This window comes from Photobacterium sp. GB-72, from assembly GCF_003026095.1.
Classification (GTDB): Bacteria; Pseudomonadota; Gammaproteobacteria; order Enterobacterales; family Vibrionaceae; genus Photobacterium.
Genome location: NZ_PYNV01000013.1, coordinates 83,223 through 103,895, shown reverse-complemented (window position 1 = coordinate 103,895; position 20,673 = coordinate 83,223). Strand labels below are relative to the sequence as shown.

The following is a 20,673-nucleotide window of genomic DNA, read 5'->3' as shown; positions in this document are numbered from 1 at the left end:
CATTAGCCTAAGATTATGCTCGCCATTGTTTAAATGCATTGATCAAACCATTAGTCGAACTATCGTGGCTTGATACTTCTTCTTTATTGTTTAGCTCTGGCAGGATTTGGTTAGCCAGTTGTTTACCAAGCTCTACGCCCCACTGATCGAAGCTAAAGATATTCCAAATAACACCTTGAGTGAAAATCTTGTGCTCATAAAGCGCAATCAATGCACCGAGTGTATAAGGCGTAATTTCTTTCACTAAGATTGAGTTCGTTGGGCGGTTGCCTTCGAATACTTTAAATTCTGCTAGTTCATTCACTTCTTCTTGTGATTTACCCGCAGCAAAGAATTCTGCTTCAACTTTCTCACGGCTCTTACCAAATGCTAGTGCTTCAGTTTGCGCGAAGAAGTTCGCCATTAATTTTGGATGGTGATCGCCTAATGGGTTATGGCTAATCGCAGGAGCAATGAAATCACATGGGATCAATTTCGTACCTTGGTGGATCAACTGGTAGAAAGCATGTTGACCATTGGTGCCAGGTTCGCCCCAAATAATTGGGCCTGTTTGGTAATCCACTGGGTTACCGCCACGATCAACGTATTTACCGTTTGACTCCATGTTACCTTGCTGGAAGTACGCTGCAAAACGGTGCATGTACTGATCATAAGGAAGAATCGCTTCTGTTTCTGCACCGTGGAAGTTGTTGTACCAGATACCGATAAGCGCAAGGATAACCGGTAGCTTTTGTTCTAATGGTGCTTCTGCAAAGTGTTTGTCCATTGCATGGCCGCCATCAAGTAGCGCAACAAAGTTATCAAACCCTACTGATAAGCAGATTGATAGACCGATTGCAGACCATAGTGAATAACGGCCGCCAACCCAGTCCCAGAACTCGAACATGTTGTCAGTATCAATACCAAATTCAGCAACGGCTTCACCGTTTGTTGAAAGCGCAGCAAAGTGTTTCGCTACATGTGCTTTATCTTCTGCTTTTGCTAAGAACCAGTCACGTGCAGATAGCGCGTTAGTCATGGTTTCTTGAGTCGTGAAGGTTTTTGATGCGATCAAGAACAATGTTGTTTCTGGGTTAAGATCTTTTAGCGTTTCAGCAATGTGCGTGCCATCAACGTTAGAAACAAAGTGCATGTTTAGGCGTGTTTTATAAGCACCTAGCGCTTCAGATACCATGTAAGGGCCAAGATCTGAGCCACCGATACCGATGTTCACGATATCGGTAATTTCTTTACCTGTGTAACCTTTCCATTCACCGCTGATGATGCGATCAGAGAAAGACTTCATCTTCTCAAGTACCGCATTCACAGCAGGCATCACATCTTCGCCATCAACCATAATTGGTGTGTTGCTACGGTTACGTAGTGCTACGTGAAGGACTGCGCGATCTTCTGTACGGTTAATTTTCTCGCCACTAAACATATCTGCAATAGCAGCATCTAGCTCTGTCTCTTTTGCAAGAGCAAACAGCTTAGTTAGCGTTTCTTCAGTGATAAGGTTTTTAGAGTAATCAAGTAGGATATCTGAGCCAAATTGCGCAGAAAACTTAGAAAAGCGAGCGCTATCATTAGCAAATAAGTCGCTTAATTGGAAATCTTGAGCTTGTTCAAAGTGTGCGGTTAGATCTTGCCACGCTTGAGTTTGCGTTGGGTTGATGTTCTTCAACATAAAAATATCCTAATTTTGTTATGTTTACCTTTCGCGCCCATACACTGTTTGCGAAAGATCCCCGATTTTGCTCATTAGCCTATGATGGCAGGCTTATTTATAATTTTGATCACTTGTGATGATGCCGCGAAAAGAAAAAGGTCGTCATTGCGGTAAATCACGAAAACTTGGAATGCATCATACCTGTATTTCGCATCAATGTAATAATGCGAATAACTAATCAAACTAAAAGGTTAAACCTATAGGTAAATAGCCATGTGGTATCAAAAAACAATTAATCTTACTCCTCAAAAGCGCGGTTTTCACCTTATCACTGAGGAAATAGCGCAACATTTACATGAGATCCGACCTTTAAGCGTTGGATTAGTCCATTGTTTTCTTCAACACACCTCGGCAAGCTTAACCATTAATGAAAATGCCGATCCTACGGTACGTCATGATATGGAGAAACACTTTAATCATTTTGTACCAGAACGCGCGCCTTATTATCGACATACCTATGAAGGAGATGATGATATGCCGGCACATATTAAAAGTTCATTGTTAGGTAATAGTATCTCGATCCCTATTTCACAAGGACGTTTAGCATTAGGTATATGGCAAGGTATTTATTTAGGTGAGCACCGTGATCATGGCGGCTCTCGCCAAGTCGTGATCACTATTCAAGGCGAATAGTATATTGAAGAGACAAAAAAGCACTTATCCCTAACAATGATGGTTAAGTGCTTTATATTTAAGACTAGAACGGCTGGTTAACCATCACTCTAAAGGTACTTTCTTCACTGCCCCACGCCATTTCGGTTCGGACAACAACACCTTCGACTTGAAAACGTACAGCGCCACCGGCGCTCCATTTCATGTCTGAATGCAACTCAGAGAGATTGTAACTATCCGCAACACGACCAACATCAGCAAATGCGACCCACTGCCACCAAGGCACGCTGTACCAATTAAAGACAGGCCATTCACTCAGAGGTTGCCAATCTGGCATCACGCGATATTCTGCGCTGTAGCTGATTGCAGATCGCCCAACATATCGCCCCGTTTGAAAACTCCGCAAGCGATATAAGCCCCCCAGTTTGACTCCTGCATATTCAGGTGGACGATGATAACCATGCTTTGAATCCGTTGTATTCCAACTTGGGGTATCGGCGGTATACACATTAAACGCCAAGACTTGCTGATCAAATAAGTTATCCAGCTTGCCTAAATTCAAATACCAACTTTGGTTGATTTCCCATTTCCACCAGCTTGTTTGATCTGAAGTATCAGGCGCATATGTCAGCTTAAATTGACTTTTACTGCCTTGAGTTGGATTCGCAGTATTGTTTCGGTTGTTCCATTCAAACCGCGTTTCTAGCCCCCACACACTGTCATTATGTGAAAAATCAGAAGGTGGGTTCGGTGTGTTTTTAGCAAACTGACGAGATTGATAGAACGGGCGAAAATCTATTGACGATACGCCACTTTCCCATGGCGTATGACCCGTTAATTGACGGTTAGGATAAAGCGCAGATTGAATAGGATCATGCTTACCTTGGCCAATAGGCAAAATATAACGCGCACTCAGTTGGTACAGTGACTCTTGCGCATCGGCAATGATCCTATCATCGAGGTGGGAATCATTTTGGGTCGCTTTTCCTACATAGTAATTAAAATCTTTATAATCACCACTGTAAAGCTCTACTCCAAATAGCCAGCGGCTGTCGGCGGATAACGCGTAATTGTAAGCCCCCAGATACGTCATCCATGTACCTTTATCTGTCACCAATCCAGCCACTAATAGTGAAGCTTGTGGTTGCCCTGCTTTTTTGACCACACCTGCGGCACCAATAGACAATCCCATGCTATCGGTAGAAAACATAAAGGGTACTGCGGCAATATCTGAATCCGTCTTTTCTACCGTTTCAGAACCCTCAATATCAAGCAATTCATTTTCAGCATAAATATCTACTGAAACCAACAAAGCCGCAGCATACGCCACGGCTTTTAATTTTATATCTTCCATTAAAGCTTTTCGTCCAATATTTAAATCATCACGTATATGCCATCGCAACCCGTGGTGTTAATTTAGTAACCAATTCATACGCAATCGTGCCAATGTGCTCTGCTACAATTTCAGCAGGTAATCCTTCGCCCCATAATGTGGCAGTATCGCCAACTTTATCTTGAGCATCGGGCCCTAAATCCACCGTTAGCATGTCCATTGATACACGCCCAGCCATCGGCACAATACGACCATTAACAAGCACTGGCGTGCCGTTAGGTGCGGTACGTGGATAACCATCACCATAGCCAATCGCAATCACACCAACTTTGGTATCTCGTTCACTTGTCCAAATACCGCCATAACCGACTTGTTCACCTTTTTTAACATCACGTACAGCAATCAGGCTAGAGGTTAATGTCATCACTGGCTTTAAGTCATAAGCCGAAGCAAAACGTTCAGACTCATTAAATGGTGAAACACCATACATAATGATCCCTGGGCGAATCCATTCTAGCTGGCTATCAGGCCACGCTAAAATACCCGCAGAGGCGGCTAATGAACGCTCACCTTGATAATCTTGAGTCAAATCCAAAAAGGTATCTAACTGCTTTAATGTAATATCAGAGCTTAAATCATCTGCATTACCAAAGTGGCTAATAAAACGTAGTGGCTTTGCGACATTTTCACAGGCATGTAAACGCGCCATAAAATCCGTCAGATCTTCTGGACGTACCCCTAAGCGGTGCATACCGGTATCAATTTTAACCCAGACTCGCACTGGGTTATCAAGCTCTGTTTGCTCTAATGCTTCCAATTGCTCAATCGAGTGAACCACAGTATGAATATTATTGGTCACTAATACTGGAAGATCACTCGGTGCATAAAACCCTTCTAATAATAAAATAGGTTTCACGATCCCACCTGCACGTAAAATTAATGCTTCTTCAATACGAGCAACACCATACGCGTCAACATTTGTAAGCGTTTGAGCAACTCGAAGTAAGCCATGCCCATAAGCGTTGGCTTTTACGACCGCCAAAACTTTACTATTTGGTGCATGATGACGGATTAACCCCAAATTGTGGGCTAATGCTTCAGTATCTATATGTGCGGTTGCAGCTTTCATCCAAAATCCTAAATAATATTCTTACGCTTACTCTTCATCGTAGGCGGGGCCTGCATAATTATCAAAGCGAGAGAACTGGCCTTGGAAGGTTAAACGGACGGTACCGATAGGACCATTACGTTGCTTACCTAAGATGATTTCAGCGATCCCTTTCAGGGCACTATCTTCGTGATAAACCTCATCACGATAAATAAACATAATTAAATCGGCATCCTGCTCGATCGCACCGGATTCACGCAAATCTGAGTTAACAGGGCGTTTATCGGCACGTTGCTCCAACGATCGGTTAAGCTGCGACAAGGCAACAACCGGTACGTTTAATTCTTTTGCCAGCGCTTTTAACGAGCGGGAAATTTCAGCGATCTCTAATGTACGGTTATCTTGCAAACCAGGTACACGCATTAACTGAAGGTAGTCAATCATTATAAGGCTTAAACCGCCGTTATCGCGGGCAATACGACGGGCACGTGAGCGGACTTCCGTTGGTGTTAAGCCCGAACTATCATCAATGAACATATTCTTCTTTTCCATCAGAATACCCATTGTTGATGATATACGTGCCCAGTCTTCATCATCGAGTTGACCGGTACGTATTTTAGTTTGGTCGACTCGCGAAAGTGACGCCAACATACGCATCATGATCTGTTCAGCTGGCATCTCTAACGAGAAAATAAGTACAGGTTTTTCCTGCTCCATTGCGGCGTTTTCACATAAGTTCATCGCAAAGGTAGTTTTACCCATCGATGGACGTGCCGCAACAATGATTAAATCTGAACCTTGAAGGCCAGCGGTTTTTTTATTGAGATCGGTAAAACCTGTCGATACACCGGTCACGCCATCTTGCGGCGATTGGTATAGAATCTCGATACGTTCTAAGGTCTTTTCTAAGATCGTATCAACACTTTGTGGGCCTTCTTTATCGTTGGTACGTTGCTCTGCAATCGCAAAGACTTTACTTTCAGCCATATCCAGTAAGTCTTCACTGGTGCGGCCCTGTGGATCATAACCGGCATCGGCAATTTCATTTGCCACACCAATCATGTCACGAATAAGTGCACGCTCACGGACAATATCAGCGTACGCTAAAATATTTGCCGCAGATGGTGTATTTTTTGCCAGTTCAGCTAAGTAAGCAAAACCGCCGACATCATCAAGAGTGCTTGATTGCTCAAGGTTTTCAGACAGGGTGATCAAATCTAGCGGCTGACCCGCTTCTAATAGTGCCGCTGTCGCCTGAAAAATAATCCGGTGTGGACGACTGTAGAAATCATTGGCAACGACTTTTTCAGCCACCATGTCCCACTTTTCGTTATCCAGCATCAAACCACCAAGAACAGATTGCTCAGCCTCTAAAGAGTGAGGCGGCATCTTAATGGCGTCCATTTGATTATCTTTTGGTTTTTTCGGTTTACTATTATCTGCCATAGAAATTGCGTATTAGCCAAGAACAAGAATGAAGCATAGTAGTATACCCCATACATTCGATTCTGAGCAGTCATAAACTTACGACTCGCCTCAAACCTGATGGTTATTTAATTATGCGCCTTTTTAAATTAACTAACAGTCAAGCGTAACGATTCCTAACCAAAAGCTGACAAATTTGGGTTAGAATGCGAGCGCATAATACTTATCATCAATAACACTCAATTTACAACACCTGCCGTGGGAGGACCTTTGGCAAGATACCTACTGACATTATTGCTGCTTGCCAATACTGCAGCCTATGCTGCTGACGATCAAGATATCGAAGAAGATGTCTCGCCTTCTCACTTTACCAGTGAGGTGGGGCTTGGGTTTACAGCACTTGCTGGTAATTCAGATTCACAGACGCTAAACGCTAATTATGATCTGCAATATATCAAAGGTCGTTATAAAACTAACGCAGATACTAGCCTACTAATGGCGAAGAAAAATGGCGAAGAAGATAAACGTAAGATTTCAGCCAATTTGAAATCACAAATGCTGATCCGTGACGGCTATTACTTATATGGTAGCGGCAGCTATATTGATGATCGCTATGGTCCATATTATGTTGATTCACTGGCTTCTGCTGGTATCGGTTATCGTCTCTTTAGCTATGAAACGTTTCAAACCTTGGTCGATATCGGTCCTGGTTTTCGCCACCAAGATCCTAACCTAGATGAAATTGATGGTGATATAGTCAAACCAGAAGTAGTGAATGAAGCTGTTTTACAAAGCTCATTAACCATGACATGGAAACCGCTTAAAACACTTTCCTTGGAAAATAAAACCAATATTGTGGCTGGTAAAAGTAATACTACGATCCAAAATGATTTATCACTAACCAACTCCATCACCGATAACATCGCATTGAGTATTGGCTTTAACTATACCTATTACACCTGGGTACCTAACAATATGAAAAACTTCGATTCTAGTACGATTGTTAGCCTGATTTACAGTATGAAGTAAAGCTAAGGGTTGACGCTAACGTTGTTTTTTCTCATATTTCAGACATAAAAAAACCAGCCCGAAGGCTGGTTTTTTTCTATTAAAGCTAAAAGCGATTACTCTGCAGCAACAACGTTTAGTTTAACAGTTGCGAATACATCTGAATTTAGCTGAACGCTAACTTCGAATTCGCCAGTAGTACGTAGTGCACCTTCAGGTAGACGTACTTCGCTCTTAACAAGTGCAACGCCAGCAGCAGTAACTGCATCAGCGATGTCACGAGTACCGATAGAACCGAATAGTTTACCTTCGTCACCAGCTTTAGAAGCAATTACTACTGCTTCTAGTGCGTTTAGTGCTTCAGCACGAGCTTGAGCAGCAGCTTGTTGCTCAGCAACTTTAGCTTCTAGCTCTGCACGACGTGCTTCGAACATTTCAACGTTAGCTTTAGTTGCCATTACTGCCTTAGCTTGTGGGATAAGGAAGTTACGAGCGTAGCCAGCTTTAACGTTAACTTGGTCGCCAAGGCTACCTAGGTTAGCGATTTTATCAAGTAGAATAACTTGCATTATCTTGTCCTCTATAAAAGTCTAAAAACTACTACCGATTACTGATGCTTGTCAGTGTACGGTAGAAGTGCTAGGTAACGAGAACGCTTGATAGCGCGAGCTAGCTGACGCTGGTATTTAGCGCGAGTACCAGTGATACGGCTAGGTACGATTTTACCAGCTTCAGTGATGTAGTTTTTTAGAGTTGCTACGTCTTTGTAGTCAATCTCTTGTACGCCTTCTGCAGTGAAACGGCAGAATTTACGACGACGGAAGAAACGAGCCATGGGCTATCTCCTGATCTAAATTATGTCAATGTGATCGGCGTGCAATACTAATTTACCAATGCCGTTACGGCCGGTTTGATAAGAGATAAACCCTCCTACCTTAACATTGCTTCCGATAACTAAATCTTGAGTGAGTACTTGTTGACCTTTGCCACTGACTACCACGTTAATATAACAATATACTTGGCGTGGTAGGCCTGCTTCCTGTTGAATCGAACGATGCTCAAGCACAAAGTGACAATGAGGTATGCCCGCAGGAGACTGGCTTCGTTTGGGTTGTTTAGCAATAGTGCCAACTAACTCCAGACGATTGGTCATTTATACAAATTACTCAGCAGCTGCTTCGCCTTCAGATTGTGCATTTTCTGCACGATCTTCACGCTTAGTGAAACGCTCTTCTTTAGCCTTCATCATTGGAGATGGCTCAGTAACAGCGTTCTTAGTACGCATGATCATGTTACGGATCACTGCGTCGTTGAAGCGGAAGTTTGACTCAAGCTCGTCAACTACAGACTGCTCAGCTTCAACGTTCATTAGAACGTAGTGTGCTTTGTGCAGTTTGTTGATTGGGTAAGCCATTTGACGACGACCCCAATCTTCTAGACGGTGAATCTGACCACCAGAATCTTTGATAGCAGCAGTGTAACGCTCGATCATGCCAGCAACTTGCTCGCTTTGATCAGGGTGCACCATGAATACGATTTCGTAATGACGCATAGGTTGCTCCTTACGGATTATTCAGCTTCCCTTGTCGGCTCGGTTATCCTGGGGAAGCAAGGAACTAAAAAAAGAACCGAGAATTTGGACGATGGATAGTACAGAGAATGATCAATTGAAGCAAGAAAATTCTGTGCTCTACGCCAAGGTTTTTCCTGCCCACTGGCAAGTTATCTTGACTGTTTGTCTATCCCAATAAAAACACCCTTATCCAGTTAAACCGAATAAGGGTGTGGGATTACTGATACCAGGTTAAATGTGCAACTTTCTTTACTGTTGTCAGTAACATATTAGCTACGTTGACGTACCGCTTCAAACAAACAGATACCTGTTGCAACTGATACGTTTAAGCTTGATACCGAACCTGCCATTGGAATTTTGATCAAATCATCACAGGTTTCACGGGTTAAACGACGCATACCTTCGCCTTCTGCACCCATCACAATCGCTAATGGGCCAGTCAGCTTACTTTGGTAAATATCATGCGTTGCTTCACCAGCCGTACCGACAATCCATACACCTTTATCTTGCAGTGCACGCATGGTACGCGCCAAGTTAGTCACACGTACTAATGGCATGATTTCAGCCGCGCCACAGGCAACTTTACTTGCCGTTGCGTTGAGCTGTGCCGAGCGATCTTTCGGGACGATAACAGCAACCGCACCCGCAGCATCCGCATTACGTAGACATGCGCCTAAGTTATGCGGATCAGTCACACCATCTAAAATCAATAATAATGGATTTTCTTTACCCACCAATAAATCATCGAGATCGTTCTCGTTGTATTGCTTACCTGGACGAACACGAGCAACGATACCTTGATGAGAAGCACCTTTAACTTTGTCATCAAGTGCTTTACGCCCTGCTTCTTGGATCGTGATACCTAGTGACTGCAGCTCTGTTACTAGCGGCAGTAAACGATCATCTTCTCGTCCTTTCAGTACAAAGACTTCAATAAAACGAACTGGATCAGATGCCAGCACGGCTTTCACGGCATGGATGCCAAAAATCATATCATTACTCATGGTTTAACTCTTCTTTGCTGCGCGTTCGGCTTTTCCCGCACGTTGCTTTTTCTTTTTGCGAGATTTCGGTTTCTTTTTTGTCTCAGCTTTCGGTTTTTCATCCGTTGGCTTACGGCGTTTCTTTGGCTTCGGTTTGTTCTTCTCGTCCGCCAGTGGAATTGCGCCTTCTTTTAGCTTTTTACGTACCGAAGAACGTTCGCGTTTTGATTCACTGCGCTCTTCTTGTTTTGCCACGCCATCTTCTGATTTGTACACTTTCAGGCTTTGACGACGTAGACCATCGGCTTTACGTAAACGCTGTTTTTTCTCATGACTCTTAGCCGTTTTACCTGCGCCACGTTGCTTACGCTCAGCGCCAACAATATCAAAGTCAATCTGACGATCGTTTAAGTTAATCGATGCCACTTTCACTTTCACGGTATCGCCTAAACGGTATACCACACCTGAGCTATCACCTACCAAGCGTTGACCTACTGGATCAAACTGGTAGTAGTCATTCGCTAGGTTTGAAATATGAACTAAGCCATCAATGTTCAATTCGTTTAAGCGAACAAAGAAGCCAAAACCTGTCACATTGGCAATCACACCGTCGAACTCATCGCCTAAGTGATCTTGCATGTATTCACATTTAAGCCAATCAGAGACATCACGCGTTGCGTCATCAGCACGGCGCTCAGTCATTGAACATTGCTCACCTAATGCATCAATTTCATCAAATGAGTAATGGAAACCACCCGTTGGTGTTGTGTTACCACTGTTACCTGCTTGCTTCGCAACTAAGTATTTAATCGCGCGGTGCAGCGTTAAATCAGGGTAGCGACGAATTGGCGAGGTAAAGTGCGCATATTCAGTTAATGCCAAGCCAAAGTGTCCAATATTGTCACCTTGGTATACCGCCTGCTTCATTGAGCGTAGCAGCATGGTTTGGATCAACTCGCGATCTTTTCGAGTTTGAATCGCATTTGCCAGCTCTGCATAATCTTTTGGTGTAGGCTCTAAACCACCGCCAAGATGTAAGCTTAGTTCACCTAAGAAATCACGAAAGCCCTGTAGGCGCTCTTCACCTGGGGTATCGTGAACACGGTATAATGCTGGCTCTTTGGCACTTTCAACAAAACGTGCAGAGGCAATATTGGCTAAAATCATACATTCTTCGATGATCTTATGCGCTTCATTTCGCACAGCAGGCACAATACGGTCAATCTTACGATCTGCATTGAAAATGAACTGAGTTTCAACCGTTTCAAATTCAATCGCACCACGTTCTTCACGTGCTGCTTTCAGCACTTTGAACATGCTGTAAAGCTCTTCTAAATGCGGAACAAGTGGTTCATAACGCTGACGAAGTTCTTCATCGCCTTCAAGCATTTTACTGACTTTGGTGTAAGTCAAACGAGCGTGAGAATTCATGACCGCTTCGTAGTGCTTGTAACCTGTTAACTCACCGGTGTCAGAAATGGTCATTTCACACACCATACACAAGCGATCAACTTGCGGGTTTAGTGAACATAAACCATTCGAGAGTACTTCCGGCAACATTGGGATCACTTGTGCAGGGAAGTAAACAGAGTTACCACGCTTAACGGCTTCGTTATCAAGTGCTGATTTATGACGGACGTAATAACTCACATCGGCAATCGCAACCCATAAACGCCAGCCACCTGATGTAGTACGCTCACAGTGAACCGCATCATCAAAGTCACGAGCATCTTCGCCATCAATGGTGACCAGTGGTAATTGACGTAAATCTACACGGCCTTTTTTCGCCTCTTCTGGCACTTCTTCTGTCAAATGTTGAATTTCTTTATCAACTTCTGATGGCCATACGTGCGGAATATCATGGGTGCGTAACGCAATATCAATTTCCATACCCGGCGCCATATTTTCGCCCAGTACTTCTACAATACGACCAACAGCATTGTGTTGACGCGTCGCTCGTTGGTTAATTTCGACAACCACAACATTCCCCATACGTGCGCCTTGGCGAACGTCTTGTGGGATAATGATATCTTGAGCAATGCGAGAATCGTCTGGCACCACATAGCCCATGCCATCCTCAAGGAAAAAACGGCCAACAATCTGAGCTGTGCTTTCTTTTAACACACGAACAACACGTGCTTCTTTACGACCACGCTTATCTTCACCGCCCGCTTGCGCCAAAATGTAATCACCGTGGATCACACCACGCATTTGGTGATGCGGTAATAACAAATCATTGTCTTTACCTAGCGAACCTTCAGGGCGTAAGAAACCAAAGCCGTCACGGTGACCCATAACGTAACCTTTGATCAAATCTAAACGTTCAGGCAACGCATAACATTGACGACGGGTGAAAATTAACTGGCCATCACGCTCCATCGCACGTAAACGACGGCGTAAGCCTTCATAGTGATCATCGCCTTCTAGCTTTAGCTCAGCAAATAACTGGTCACGACTCACCGGGGCACTAAAACCACGAATCACTTCAAGTAAGTGTTCACGGCTTGGGATCGGGTTTTCATAATTAGATGCTTCGCGATCGCGAAAAGGGTCGACCGGTAAATCGGTAGTACCTTTAGACATTATATTTTTCCTGTAGGCCAACCTATACCTGAGGTATATCTGGCTTTTAGGTGATCAGACGGGAGCAGCGCTATAAAGACTGCTGCTCCACTAAATTTTGGGAGGAATATGCTAATTAAACGTATAACCAAATGATGTTTTATAACTTGTTAGGGTTGCTTAATAAATTCAGCAACGGCGCATTATCTTCAACTAAGGTTAACAAGGTATATTTATCTAGCTCAGCCAAAAATGCTTCTCTTGCATCAGCAAGCACACCTTTTAATCGGCAAGCTGGCGTTATATGGCAAAAATCAAGGCTACAATTAACAATCTGTAACGGTTCTATTGCACGTACGACATCGCCAACAATAATAGATTCAGCTGACTTACCTAAACGAATACCACCATTTTTTCCGCGCACCGTTTCGATATAGCCTAATTGACCTAATTTATTGATTATTTTAACCATATGGTTACGTGACACATTGTATATTTCTGTCACTTTCGTAATACTTGTTAGCTCACCTTCTGGTAGCGACGCAAGATATATCAGAGCTCGTAAGCCGTAATCGGTAAAACTAGTTAACTGCACAATGGCTCCTCCTGTTGTTATTTTAATCTTCTTATTGACTAAAAGATACAGATCAGATACAACTTATAACATACATTATAAATACATGTTTATAGGAAGTGCTCATGCTTAGTCAAAAAACGATCGATATTGTTAAAACAACAGCTCCTGTCATTGCAGAAGCAGGCCCTATGGTTACCCAACATTTCTATCAACGTATGTTTAACCATAACCCTGAGCTAAAAGATGTTTTTAACATGAGCCACCAAAAAAATGGGGAAAATAACGAACCTTCTAGCCAACAAAAAGCGTTATTTAATGCCATTTGTGCTTATGCCAATAATATCGAAAATCTTGCTGTGCTTTTACCTGCAGTAGAAAAGATTGCTCACAAACATACCAGTTTTATGATCACCGCTGAGCAATACAATATTGTTGGCTCTCACCTTATCGCCACCATTGATGAATTATTAGCGCCAGGACAAGAGGTATTAGACGCTTGGGCTGAAGCTTATGGTTTACTGGCTAATATTTTCATCAATCGTGAAGAAGAAATCTATCAAGAAAATGCGAATAAAGTTGGTGGGTGGCGTGGCACTCGTGAGTTCGTCGTAACCAACAAGCAACAAGACAGCGAATTTATTACGAGCTTTACCTTTAAACCTACAGATGGCGGTAAGGTCGCAAGCTATAAACCTGGGCAGTATCTGGGGATCTACCTTAATGCTGACGAATTAGAGAACCAAGAAATCCGTCAATATAGCTTATCTTCAGCGCCACAAGAAGATCAGTACCGTATTTCAGTAAAACGTGAATCTCACGGTAAAGTTTCAAACTACTTACATAACAATATCAATATTGGCGATAAAGTAATGCTTGCCGCCCCTGCTGGTGACTTCTTCTTAGATGTTGAAGCAAACACACCTGTCACATTACTTTCCGCAGGTGTGGGTTTAACGCCAACACTTTCAATGCTTGAATCACTAACAGATCACCAAGCACCTGTTAACTGGCTACATGCCACAGAAAATGGCGCACATCATGCCTACAAAAAACAGGTAAAAGCACTCGCGCAGCAGCACAATCACATTCAAGATATCACTTGGTATAACGCACCACTTGATAGCGATCTTCCTGCCGAAGATTATGACTACCAAGGTTTGATGGATCTCAGCACGATAGCACCACAGCTAACAGATGAAAACATGCACTTTTACTTCTGTGGTCCTGTTGCCTTCATGCAATATATCGCTAAACAGCTATTAGCATTAGGTGTATCTGAAGATCGTATTCACTACGAATGTTTCGGCCCACACAAAGTCCTATAACTTAACGCAGCTAATACAACAAAGCACAGCGAAATGCTGTGCTTTTTTATCTGGTTACTGGATTATTTGGGACAGGTTACCATAAACTTGAACGTTGTTTTGCCCGAGCAATAATATTTTCAGGCATACGTAATTCTAATTTTCGACGTAACGTATTCAGTTGGTTATATAACGATTTATTCGCCGTCGTGGTTTGATACAGCCAGCGATAAGCATCTTCGTAATCAAGTGGACTACCATGATCTGACACTAATAGTTCAGCTAACTGAAGACGCGCTTTAATATTTCCTAGCGCCGCAGCTTCTCGTAAATATGGGATCGCACGCTCTTTATCTTGTTGCAATAACACTCCGTTCGCATAATAACGCCCTAATTGTTCAAGTGCTACCGGTGAGCCTTGCTGCGCAGCCGCTCGCATATAATACAAACCTTGCTCGACATCTTTGTCTACACATACGCCCCAAGCCAACATATCACCATATAAAAACTGATAAGAAGGTGACTCTACTCGCTCAGCGCGCGCTTTAATATCTTGTACAAGCTGGCAATCATCAGCTTTTATTTTTTTTAAATGCTGGTTCGTTTCAAAAAGCTGTATCAGTTCATCATCGCTATAAATGGGAACAGCATCTCCCACATTATCCAATGCGTAAGCGGCAGATATAAATAACTGGCTAGTCAATAATAAGATCGGAAGCTTTTTCATCATTAGATCTCAGGCTAGGGATAACTTTTTATCGACATCTAGCCTAAAGACTTTAGCTAACATTCTATCGTTAATTAATGATATCACTTCCAAAATATACGAATAAGGCAGTATTCATTTTAATTAGATATAAAAAAACCAGCCCGAAAGCTGGTTTTTAAATCAATTCGCATCAGCGATAATTATTCACCGTATGGGTGAACTTTAATAATTGTCTCGTTACGGTCAGGACCTGTAGAGATAATATCAATTGGAACGCCTGTTAGCTCTTCGATACGTGCAATGTAATCTAATGCTGCTTGTGGAAGCACGTCTAATGACTTAGCACCAAATGTAGTTTCACTCCAACCCGGCATTGTTTCATAAACAAGCTCTAGATCTTCGTACTCGTCAGCAGCCATTGGTGAAACTTCTAAGATTTCGCCCGTCTTCGTTTTGTATGCAGTACAGATTTTTAGCTCTTCTAAGCCATCTAGTACGTCTAATTTAGTTAGACAGAAGCCAGAGATAGAGTTAATTTGTACCGCACGACGCATAGCAACGGCATCGAACCAACCGGTACGACGTAGACGACCTGTTGTTGCACCAAACTCGTGGCCAACAGTACCTAAGTGCTTACCTACTGGATCTTGCTTGTCTAGACCATCATATAGCTCTGTAGGGAAAGGACCAGCACCAACACGTGTACAGTAAGCTTTCGCAATACCAAGAATGTAACCTAGGTGACGAGGACCAAAGCCAGAACCTGCAGCAACACCACCAGCAGTTGTGTTAGAAGAGGTTACATACGGATAAGTACCGTGATCGATATCAAGTAGCGTACCTTGCGCGCCTTCGAACATGATCTTGTCGCCACGTAGACGAGCATCATCAAGCTCTTTAGTTACGTCGATAACCATAGACGTTAGGATATCAGCTTGAGAAAGTACTTTTTCTAGCACTTCTTCGTAGTTTACAGGCTCAGCATTGTAGTAATGCTCAAGCTGGAAGTTATGGTAAGCCATCACTTCTTTAAGCTTTTCTGCAAATGCTTCTTTATTGAAAAGATCGCCAACGCGTAGACCGCGACGTGCAACTTTATCTTCGTAAGCAGGACCGATACCACGACCAGTCGTACCAATTGCTTTTTTACCACGAGCAGCTTCACGCGCTTGGTCAAGAGCAATGTGGTAAGGAAGAATTAATGGACAAGCTTCTGACAGGAATAAACGCTCACGAACAGGAATACCACGTGCTTCTAGTGGGCCCATTTCATTCATTAACGCATCAGGAGAAAGCACCACACCGTTACCGATGATGCATTTAACATTGTCACGTAGGATACCTGATGGGATCAGGTGAAGAACTGTTTTCTCACCGTCAATAACTAGGGTGTGACCTGCATTGTGACCGCCTTGGTAGCGAACCACATATTTTGCATCTTCGGTCAGTAGGTCAACGATTTTACCTTTACCTTCGTCACCCCATTGGGTGCCAAGAACGACTACATTATTTGCCATCTTTCTTCATCTATCAGTAGTTAAAAAGGGATTCTAGCACCTTAACATTCAGCTTGCAGTCATTTTTTAGCCGTGTAGACCGTTTCTGCAAGCTAATTGTCACCATTGTGTGCTATGTATTTTACATCTGCCTATACATCATATACGCAATAACCGCACCGGCAACAACCAGACAGCCGCCAATACGACGCAAATTATTATCATTTTGTTGGCTTAACTGGTTAACCATCTCTCGCCACCCGCGAGGCGCAAGTAATGGCCCTAAGCCTTCAACCACTAATACTAAGCCTAGTGCCATCCAAATTGAATGTGACATTTTTCTTTTCCCCATAAAAAAAGACAAGGCCGAGGCCTTGTCTTTACAATAACAGATGTCTGTTGTGATTGGTTTAGTTTGCTTTAAGTTCTGAATGATTCATGTACTTAAAGAATTCATTGTTAGGATCAACAACCAATACATCATTTTTAGAGTTGAAGCTCTTCTCGTAAGCTTTAAGCGAACGCCAGAAGCTGTAGAACTCTGGGTTTTGGCTATAAGCTTTTGAGTAAATCTCTGCCGCTTTTGCATCCGCGTCACCACGAATAACCTGTGCTTTACGTTTTGCTTCAGAAAGAACAGTCGCTACTTCAAGCTCAGAACGTGCACGTAACTCTTCAGCACGTTGACGACCTTGCGAACGGTAACTACGCGCTACTGATTCTCGCTCGGCACGCATACGACGGTAGATAGACTCACTGATTTCATCTGGTAGGTTAATTTTCTTAATTCGGAAATCAACCACTTCAATACCCAAATCTTTCGCACTTTCACGCGTTTCTTCAAGTACATCTGCCATGATTTTATCACGCTGGCCTTCAACTTCCTTCACCGGTACTACACCTTCAATTACCGCTAGAGCAGCTTTAGCCGCTTTAGTTTGTGCAATATCAGACGCTGTAGTTGGTGTTGAAATGCTGTCTTCTCCAGACACGATCTGCTTAATTTCTTTCGAACCGATTTCAGCACGTAGGCTATCGACTACTTTACGCTTTAATAGCGCTTCTGCAGTTGATGTATTACCACCACCTGTTGCTAAGTAGTACTTACCAAAATCTTTGATACGCCATTTCACATAGGTATCAATGATCACGTCTTTCTTCTCAGCTGTTAAGAAACGATCAGCCTGATCATCCATAGTTTGAATACGCGCATCTAAATCATGAACACGGTCAAACACTGGTACTTTAAAATGCAGGCCGGGCTGATAAATACGGGCAATTTCAGTATTGTTATCTTTTAAGATGCGACCGAAACGCACCACGATACCACGCTCACCTTCTTTTACGACAAACACTGACATCAATAATAGAGCAATAAAAATCACTACTACTGGGATCATTAACTTACGCATAATTAATATCTCCCTTGACGGCCAGTATCAGCACGAGAAGCAGGTGCAACTGGAGTTGGAGTTTCTACTTTTTCTAATTCAATACCGCTTAAACGATCTGAATTATCGGTTTTCTTATCAGCTTGATTTGACTGAGACATCAGCTTATCAAGTGGTAAGTACATCATATTATTACTGCCACCTGATTTCGTATCAATTAACACTTTGCTGGTGTTACTGTACACCTTCTCCATGGTATCTAGATACAAACGCTCACGTGTCACTTCTTTCGCTGCTAGGTATTGTGGCAACAATTTATCAAACTGTGCTACATCACCCAATGCGCCATTAACAACACGCTCAGAGTAACCTTCAGCTTCGTTCTTCAGACGCTCAGCACGACCCGTTGCTTTAGGCAAAATATCATTACTGTAAGCTTCTGCTTCACGAACGTAACGCTCTTCATCTTCTCGCGCTGCGATAGCATCATCAAATGCATCTTTCACCGCTTCAGGTGGACGAGCTGATTGGAAGTTCACATCAACAACACGGATACCCATGTCGTATTTTGCAATAATTTTATCAATTGCTGCTTGAGTATTCGCACGAATAGTCTGACGACCTGTCGTCAATGCCTGATCCATCGTTGAATCACCAATCACGGCACGAAGTGCAGAATCGGTTGCCTGACGCAAACTGTCATCAGCATTCGTTACGCTAAATAGGTACTTCTCAGCGTTATCAACACGGTACTGAACATCCATTTCAACTTTCAGAACGTTTTCATCTTTCGTTAACATCAAGCCAGATGCACGAAGAGAACGAATTGCTTGAATGTTGACTGGGATAACTTCATCAATAAACGTTGGTTTCCAGTTCAGACCGGGTTTTACAACTTGATCAAACTTACCAAAACGTAGCACAACACCTTGCTCTGCTTCGCCAATGGTGTAAAAACCAGAAAAACCCCAAACCGCCGCAGCTAATACGGCAACAGCCCCCAAGCCAACAGCGCTCCCGCTGCCACTCGGCCCTTTTTTATTTCCAAACACACCGCCAACTTTACGACTTAGTTTTGAAAAAACCTCATCGAGATCTGGTGGTCCTTGTTCACGTCCACCGCGATTATTATTACCCCAAGGGTCTTTATCATCACGGCCGCCGTTGTTTCCAGGCTCATTCCACGCCATTATAGAACTCCATCAATATGATATGACGACAGTTTTTATCACTCTAGTAATCCATTAAGCAACGATAAAGTCATCTAACGAAGTACTTTCTCTTTTTTGTAATCGAGACCATTCCGCCAAAGGCAAACGAATATCAATCATCAAATAACCGTCTGATTCGTATTCTTCTTGTAAAATACATCCCAGCTGATAAAACTTGCTACGGATACGCCCAATCATTTCAGGGGGTACACGTAAGGTATGCGCTACCATCGTACCGGAGAGGCGTTCAGTTAGTGCTTGGAATAACAAGTCAATGCCTTGCCCTTCCATCGCTGAAACCCAAACGCGACGAGGAACTCCCTCTTCATCTCGTTCAATACGAGGTTCTGCATGCTCTAAATTATCAATTTTATTCATGATAATTAAAGTAGGCACCTCACCCGCATCAATTTCTTCTAGTACTGTTTCAACAGCTTCAATGTTTTCACGGAAGCGATCATCACTTGCATCAACCACATGAAGTAAAAGATCAGCCTCTTGTGTTTCTTTAAGGGTAGCTTTAAATGCTGCCACTAGATCGTGGGGAAGATGTCGAATAAATCCAACGGTATCAGCTAAAATCGCTGTACCTACATCAGCCACTGCTATTTTACGTAGTGTAGGATCTAGAGTTGCAAACAGTTGATCGGCGGCGTAAACCCCCGCATCGGTGATCCGATTAAAGAGTGTGGATTTACCAGCATTGGTATATCCCACTAATGAGATCGTTGGAATTTCTGCACGATTACGCGCACGTCTTCCTTGATCACGCTGTTTAGCCACTTTATCTAAACGACGTAGAATTGTTTTAATTCGATCGCGCAATAAACGTCTATCTGTTTCAAGCTGCGTTTCACCAGGTCCACGCAGACCTATCCCCCCTTTCTGTCGCTCAAGGTGAGTCCAACCACGAATCAATCGGGTTGATATATGACGTAACTGTGCAAGCTCGACTTGCAACTTACCTTCATGGGTACGTGCGCGTTGAGCAAATATATCTAAGATCAAACCTGTTCTGTCGAGTACACGACACTGACAAATTTGCTCCAAGTTACGCTCTTGAGCGGGAGACAAGGAGTGGTTAAAGATAACGATATCAGCTTCCGCTGTTCTTACCGCGTCGGCAATTTCTTGTGCCTTACCTTCTCCAACGTAATATTTAGGGTGCGGAGTCTTACGGCTGCCAGTGACAACATGCAGTGTATTGACGCCCGCTGAGGAGACCAGCATTTCAAATTCGCTAAGATCTTCCCATTCCCCATCTTGCGTGAAGTTAATATGAACAAGAATCGCCTGTTCACCGGCTTCATAACGGTCAAACAAGCCATTAACTCCTTAATGGAAGAATAAATTATTCTTCAGTTTTTTCTGGACGTTCAGTACCTGCTGGACGATCACCTGCATGGTGATGGTTCACTGGACGAGCAGGAACTACCGTTGAAATAGCATGCTTATATACCATTTGGTTTACAGTGTTTTTTAATAGGATCACAAATTGGTCAAAAGACTCAATTTGTCCCTGTAGTTTGATACCGTTTACCAAGTAAATTGAGACCGGAATTCGTTCACGACGCAGCGCATTTAAAAACGGGTCTTGCAGAGATTGCCCCTTAGCCATTATTTCTTTTCCTTATTTGTTTGTAGTTGTATTAGCAACGAACAAAAACTAAAAA

General features: G+C 43.0%; 21 protein-coding genes. 3 read left to right on the top strand and 18 right to left on the bottom strand.

Going from position 1 to position 20,673, the window contains the following annotated elements:
• Window positions 1–13: 13 nt before the first annotated feature.
• Window positions 14–1,666, bottom strand: a complete 1,653-nt coding sequence (pgi, locus tag C9J40_RS15025) for a glucose-6-phosphate isomerase (protein ID WP_105061366.1) — start codon at window positions 1,664–1,666, stop codon at window positions 14–16.
• A 255-nt stretch (window positions 1,667–1,921) separates the two neighbouring features.
• On the opposite strand from pgi, the gene C9J40_RS15020 reads away from it, so the two are divergent.
• Window positions 1,922–2,341 (top strand): secondary thiamine-phosphate synthase enzyme YjbQ, encoded by a 420-nt coding sequence (locus C9J40_RS15020; protein WP_005372784.1) that lies wholly within the window; start codon window positions 1,922–1,924, stop codon window positions 2,339–2,341.
• A 64-nt stretch (window positions 2,342–2,405) separates the two neighbouring features.
• Here the strand turns inward: C9J40_RS15020 and C9J40_RS15015 are convergent, their stop codons facing one another.
• From C9J40_RS15015 to C9J40_RS15005, 3 genes are read right to left on the bottom strand one after another with little or no spacing between them, the layout of a single operon-like run.
• A complete protein-coding gene (locus tag C9J40_RS15015; protein ID WP_107247330.1) occupies window positions 2,406–3,674 on the bottom strand; it encodes a BamA/TamA family outer membrane protein in 1,269 nt (422 codons plus the stop codon).
• 28 nt (window positions 3,675–3,702) lie between these two features.
• On the bottom strand, window positions 3,703–4,782 hold the full coding sequence (gene alr, locus C9J40_RS15010) for an alanine racemase (protein ID WP_107208011.1): 1,080 nt from the start codon (window positions 4,780–4,782) through the stop codon (window positions 3,703–3,705).
• A gap of 27 nt (window positions 4,783–4,809) precedes the next feature.
• Window positions 4,810–6,207, bottom strand: coding sequence for a replicative DNA helicase (locus tag C9J40_RS15005; protein ID WP_005372791.1), 1,398 nt, complete (start codon window positions 6,205–6,207; stop codon window positions 4,810–4,812).
• 249 nt (window positions 6,208–6,456) lie between these two features.
• Here C9J40_RS15005 and C9J40_RS15000 point away from each other — a divergent pair, with 249 nt between their 5' ends.
• Entirely contained in the window at window positions 6,457–7,215 is a 759-nt protein-coding gene (locus C9J40_RS15000; RefSeq protein WP_107208010.1) for a YdiY family protein, read from the top strand.
• A 95-nt stretch (window positions 7,216–7,310) separates the two neighbouring features.
• Here C9J40_RS15000 and rplI read toward each other — a convergent pair whose 3' ends face one another.
• The 7 genes from rplI to nsrR all read right to left on the bottom strand — a co-directional run bounded on the left by rplI (window position 7,311) and on the right by nsrR (window position 12,907).
• Window positions 7,311–7,763, bottom strand: a complete 453-nt coding sequence (rplI, locus tag C9J40_RS14995; RefSeq protein ID WP_005372794.1) for a 50S ribosomal protein L9 — start codon at window positions 7,761–7,763, stop codon at window positions 7,311–7,313.
• A 38-nt stretch (window positions 7,764–7,801) separates the two neighbouring features.
• Window positions 7,802–8,029, bottom strand: a complete 228-nt coding sequence (gene rpsR, locus C9J40_RS14990) for a 30S ribosomal protein S18 (protein ID WP_002539422.1) — start codon at window positions 8,027–8,029, stop codon at window positions 7,802–7,804.
• Window positions 8,030–8,044: 15 nt separating this feature from the next.
• Window positions 8,045–8,347 carry a primosomal replication protein N gene (priB, locus tag C9J40_RS14985; RefSeq protein ID WP_005372796.1) on the bottom strand — a complete coding sequence of 101 codons (303 nt, stop codon included), beginning with the start codon at window positions 8,345–8,347 and terminating at the stop codon, window positions 8,045–8,047.
• Window positions 8,348–8,356: 9 nt separating this feature from the next.
• Window positions 8,357–8,746, bottom strand: coding sequence for a 30S ribosomal protein S6 (gene rpsF / locus C9J40_RS14980; RefSeq protein ID WP_107208009.1), 390 nt, complete (start codon window positions 8,744–8,746; stop codon window positions 8,357–8,359).
• A gap of 290 nt (window positions 8,747–9,036) precedes the next feature.
• Complete coding sequence (gene rlmB, locus C9J40_RS14975; RefSeq protein WP_005372799.1) at window positions 9,037–9,771, bottom strand: 23S rRNA (guanosine(2251)-2'-O)-methyltransferase RlmB; 735 nt, start codon at window positions 9,769–9,771, stop codon at window positions 9,037–9,039.
• A gap of 3 nt (window positions 9,772–9,774) precedes the next feature.
• Window positions 9,775–12,333, bottom strand: a complete 2,559-nt coding sequence (rnr, locus tag C9J40_RS14970; RefSeq protein ID WP_107247329.1) for a ribonuclease R — start codon at window positions 12,331–12,333, stop codon at window positions 9,775–9,777.
• 139 nt (window positions 12,334–12,472) lie between these two features.
• Window positions 12,473–12,907, bottom strand: coding sequence for a nitric oxide-sensing transcriptional repressor NsrR (gene nsrR, locus C9J40_RS14965; protein ID WP_005372804.1), 435 nt, complete (start codon window positions 12,905–12,907; stop codon window positions 12,473–12,475).
• A 104-nt stretch (window positions 12,908–13,011) separates the two neighbouring features.
• Here nsrR and hmpA point away from each other — a divergent pair, with 104 nt between their 5' ends.
• The gene (gene hmpA, locus C9J40_RS14960; protein WP_107247328.1) at window positions 13,012–14,214 is read left to right on the top strand and encodes an NO-inducible flavohemoprotein; all 1,203 of its coding nucleotides are present in this window, start codon (window positions 13,012–13,014) and stop codon (window positions 14,212–14,214) included.
• 76 nt (window positions 14,215–14,290) lie between these two features.
• Here the strand turns inward: hmpA and C9J40_RS14955 are convergent, their stop codons facing one another.
• From C9J40_RS14955 to hfq, 7 genes are all read right to left on the bottom strand, one after another.
• Window positions 14,291–14,920: a tetratricopeptide repeat protein gene (locus tag C9J40_RS14955; protein ID WP_107208006.1), complete on the bottom strand. Its 630-nt coding sequence runs from the start codon at window positions 14,918–14,920 to the stop codon at window positions 14,291–14,293.
• Between the two features lie 182 nt (window positions 14,921–15,102).
• On the bottom strand, window positions 15,103–16,419 hold the full coding sequence (locus tag C9J40_RS14950) for an adenylosuccinate synthase (RefSeq protein ID WP_107208005.1): 1,317 nt from the start codon (window positions 16,417–16,419) through the stop codon (window positions 15,103–15,105).
• Window positions 16,420–16,540: 121 nt separating this feature from the next.
• The gene (locus C9J40_RS14945) at window positions 16,541–16,735 is read right to left on the bottom strand and encodes a DUF2065 domain-containing protein (protein WP_105061373.1); all 195 of its coding nucleotides are present in this window, start codon (window positions 16,733–16,735) and stop codon (window positions 16,541–16,543) included.
• 73 nt (window positions 16,736–16,808) lie between these two features.
• Window positions 16,809–17,810 (bottom strand): protease modulator HflC, encoded by a 1,002-nt coding sequence (gene hflC, locus C9J40_RS14940; protein WP_107208004.1) that lies wholly within the window; start codon window positions 17,808–17,810, stop codon window positions 16,809–16,811.
• Between the two features lie 2 nt (window positions 17,811–17,812).
• Entirely contained in the window at window positions 17,813–18,979 is a 1,167-nt protein-coding gene (gene hflK, locus C9J40_RS14935; RefSeq protein WP_107208003.1) for an FtsH protease activity modulator HflK, read from the bottom strand.
• Window positions 18,980–19,033: 54 nt separating this feature from the next.
• Window positions 19,034–20,323, bottom strand: a complete 1,290-nt coding sequence (gene hflX, locus C9J40_RS14930; protein ID WP_005372817.1) for a ribosome rescue GTPase HflX — start codon at window positions 20,321–20,323, stop codon at window positions 19,034–19,036.
• A 28-nt stretch (window positions 20,324–20,351) separates the two neighbouring features.
• Window positions 20,352–20,618: an RNA chaperone Hfq gene (hfq, locus tag C9J40_RS14925; RefSeq protein ID WP_005372819.1), complete on the bottom strand. Its 267-nt coding sequence runs from the start codon at window positions 20,616–20,618 to the stop codon at window positions 20,352–20,354.
• Window positions 20,619–20,673: the final 55 nt, after the last annotated feature.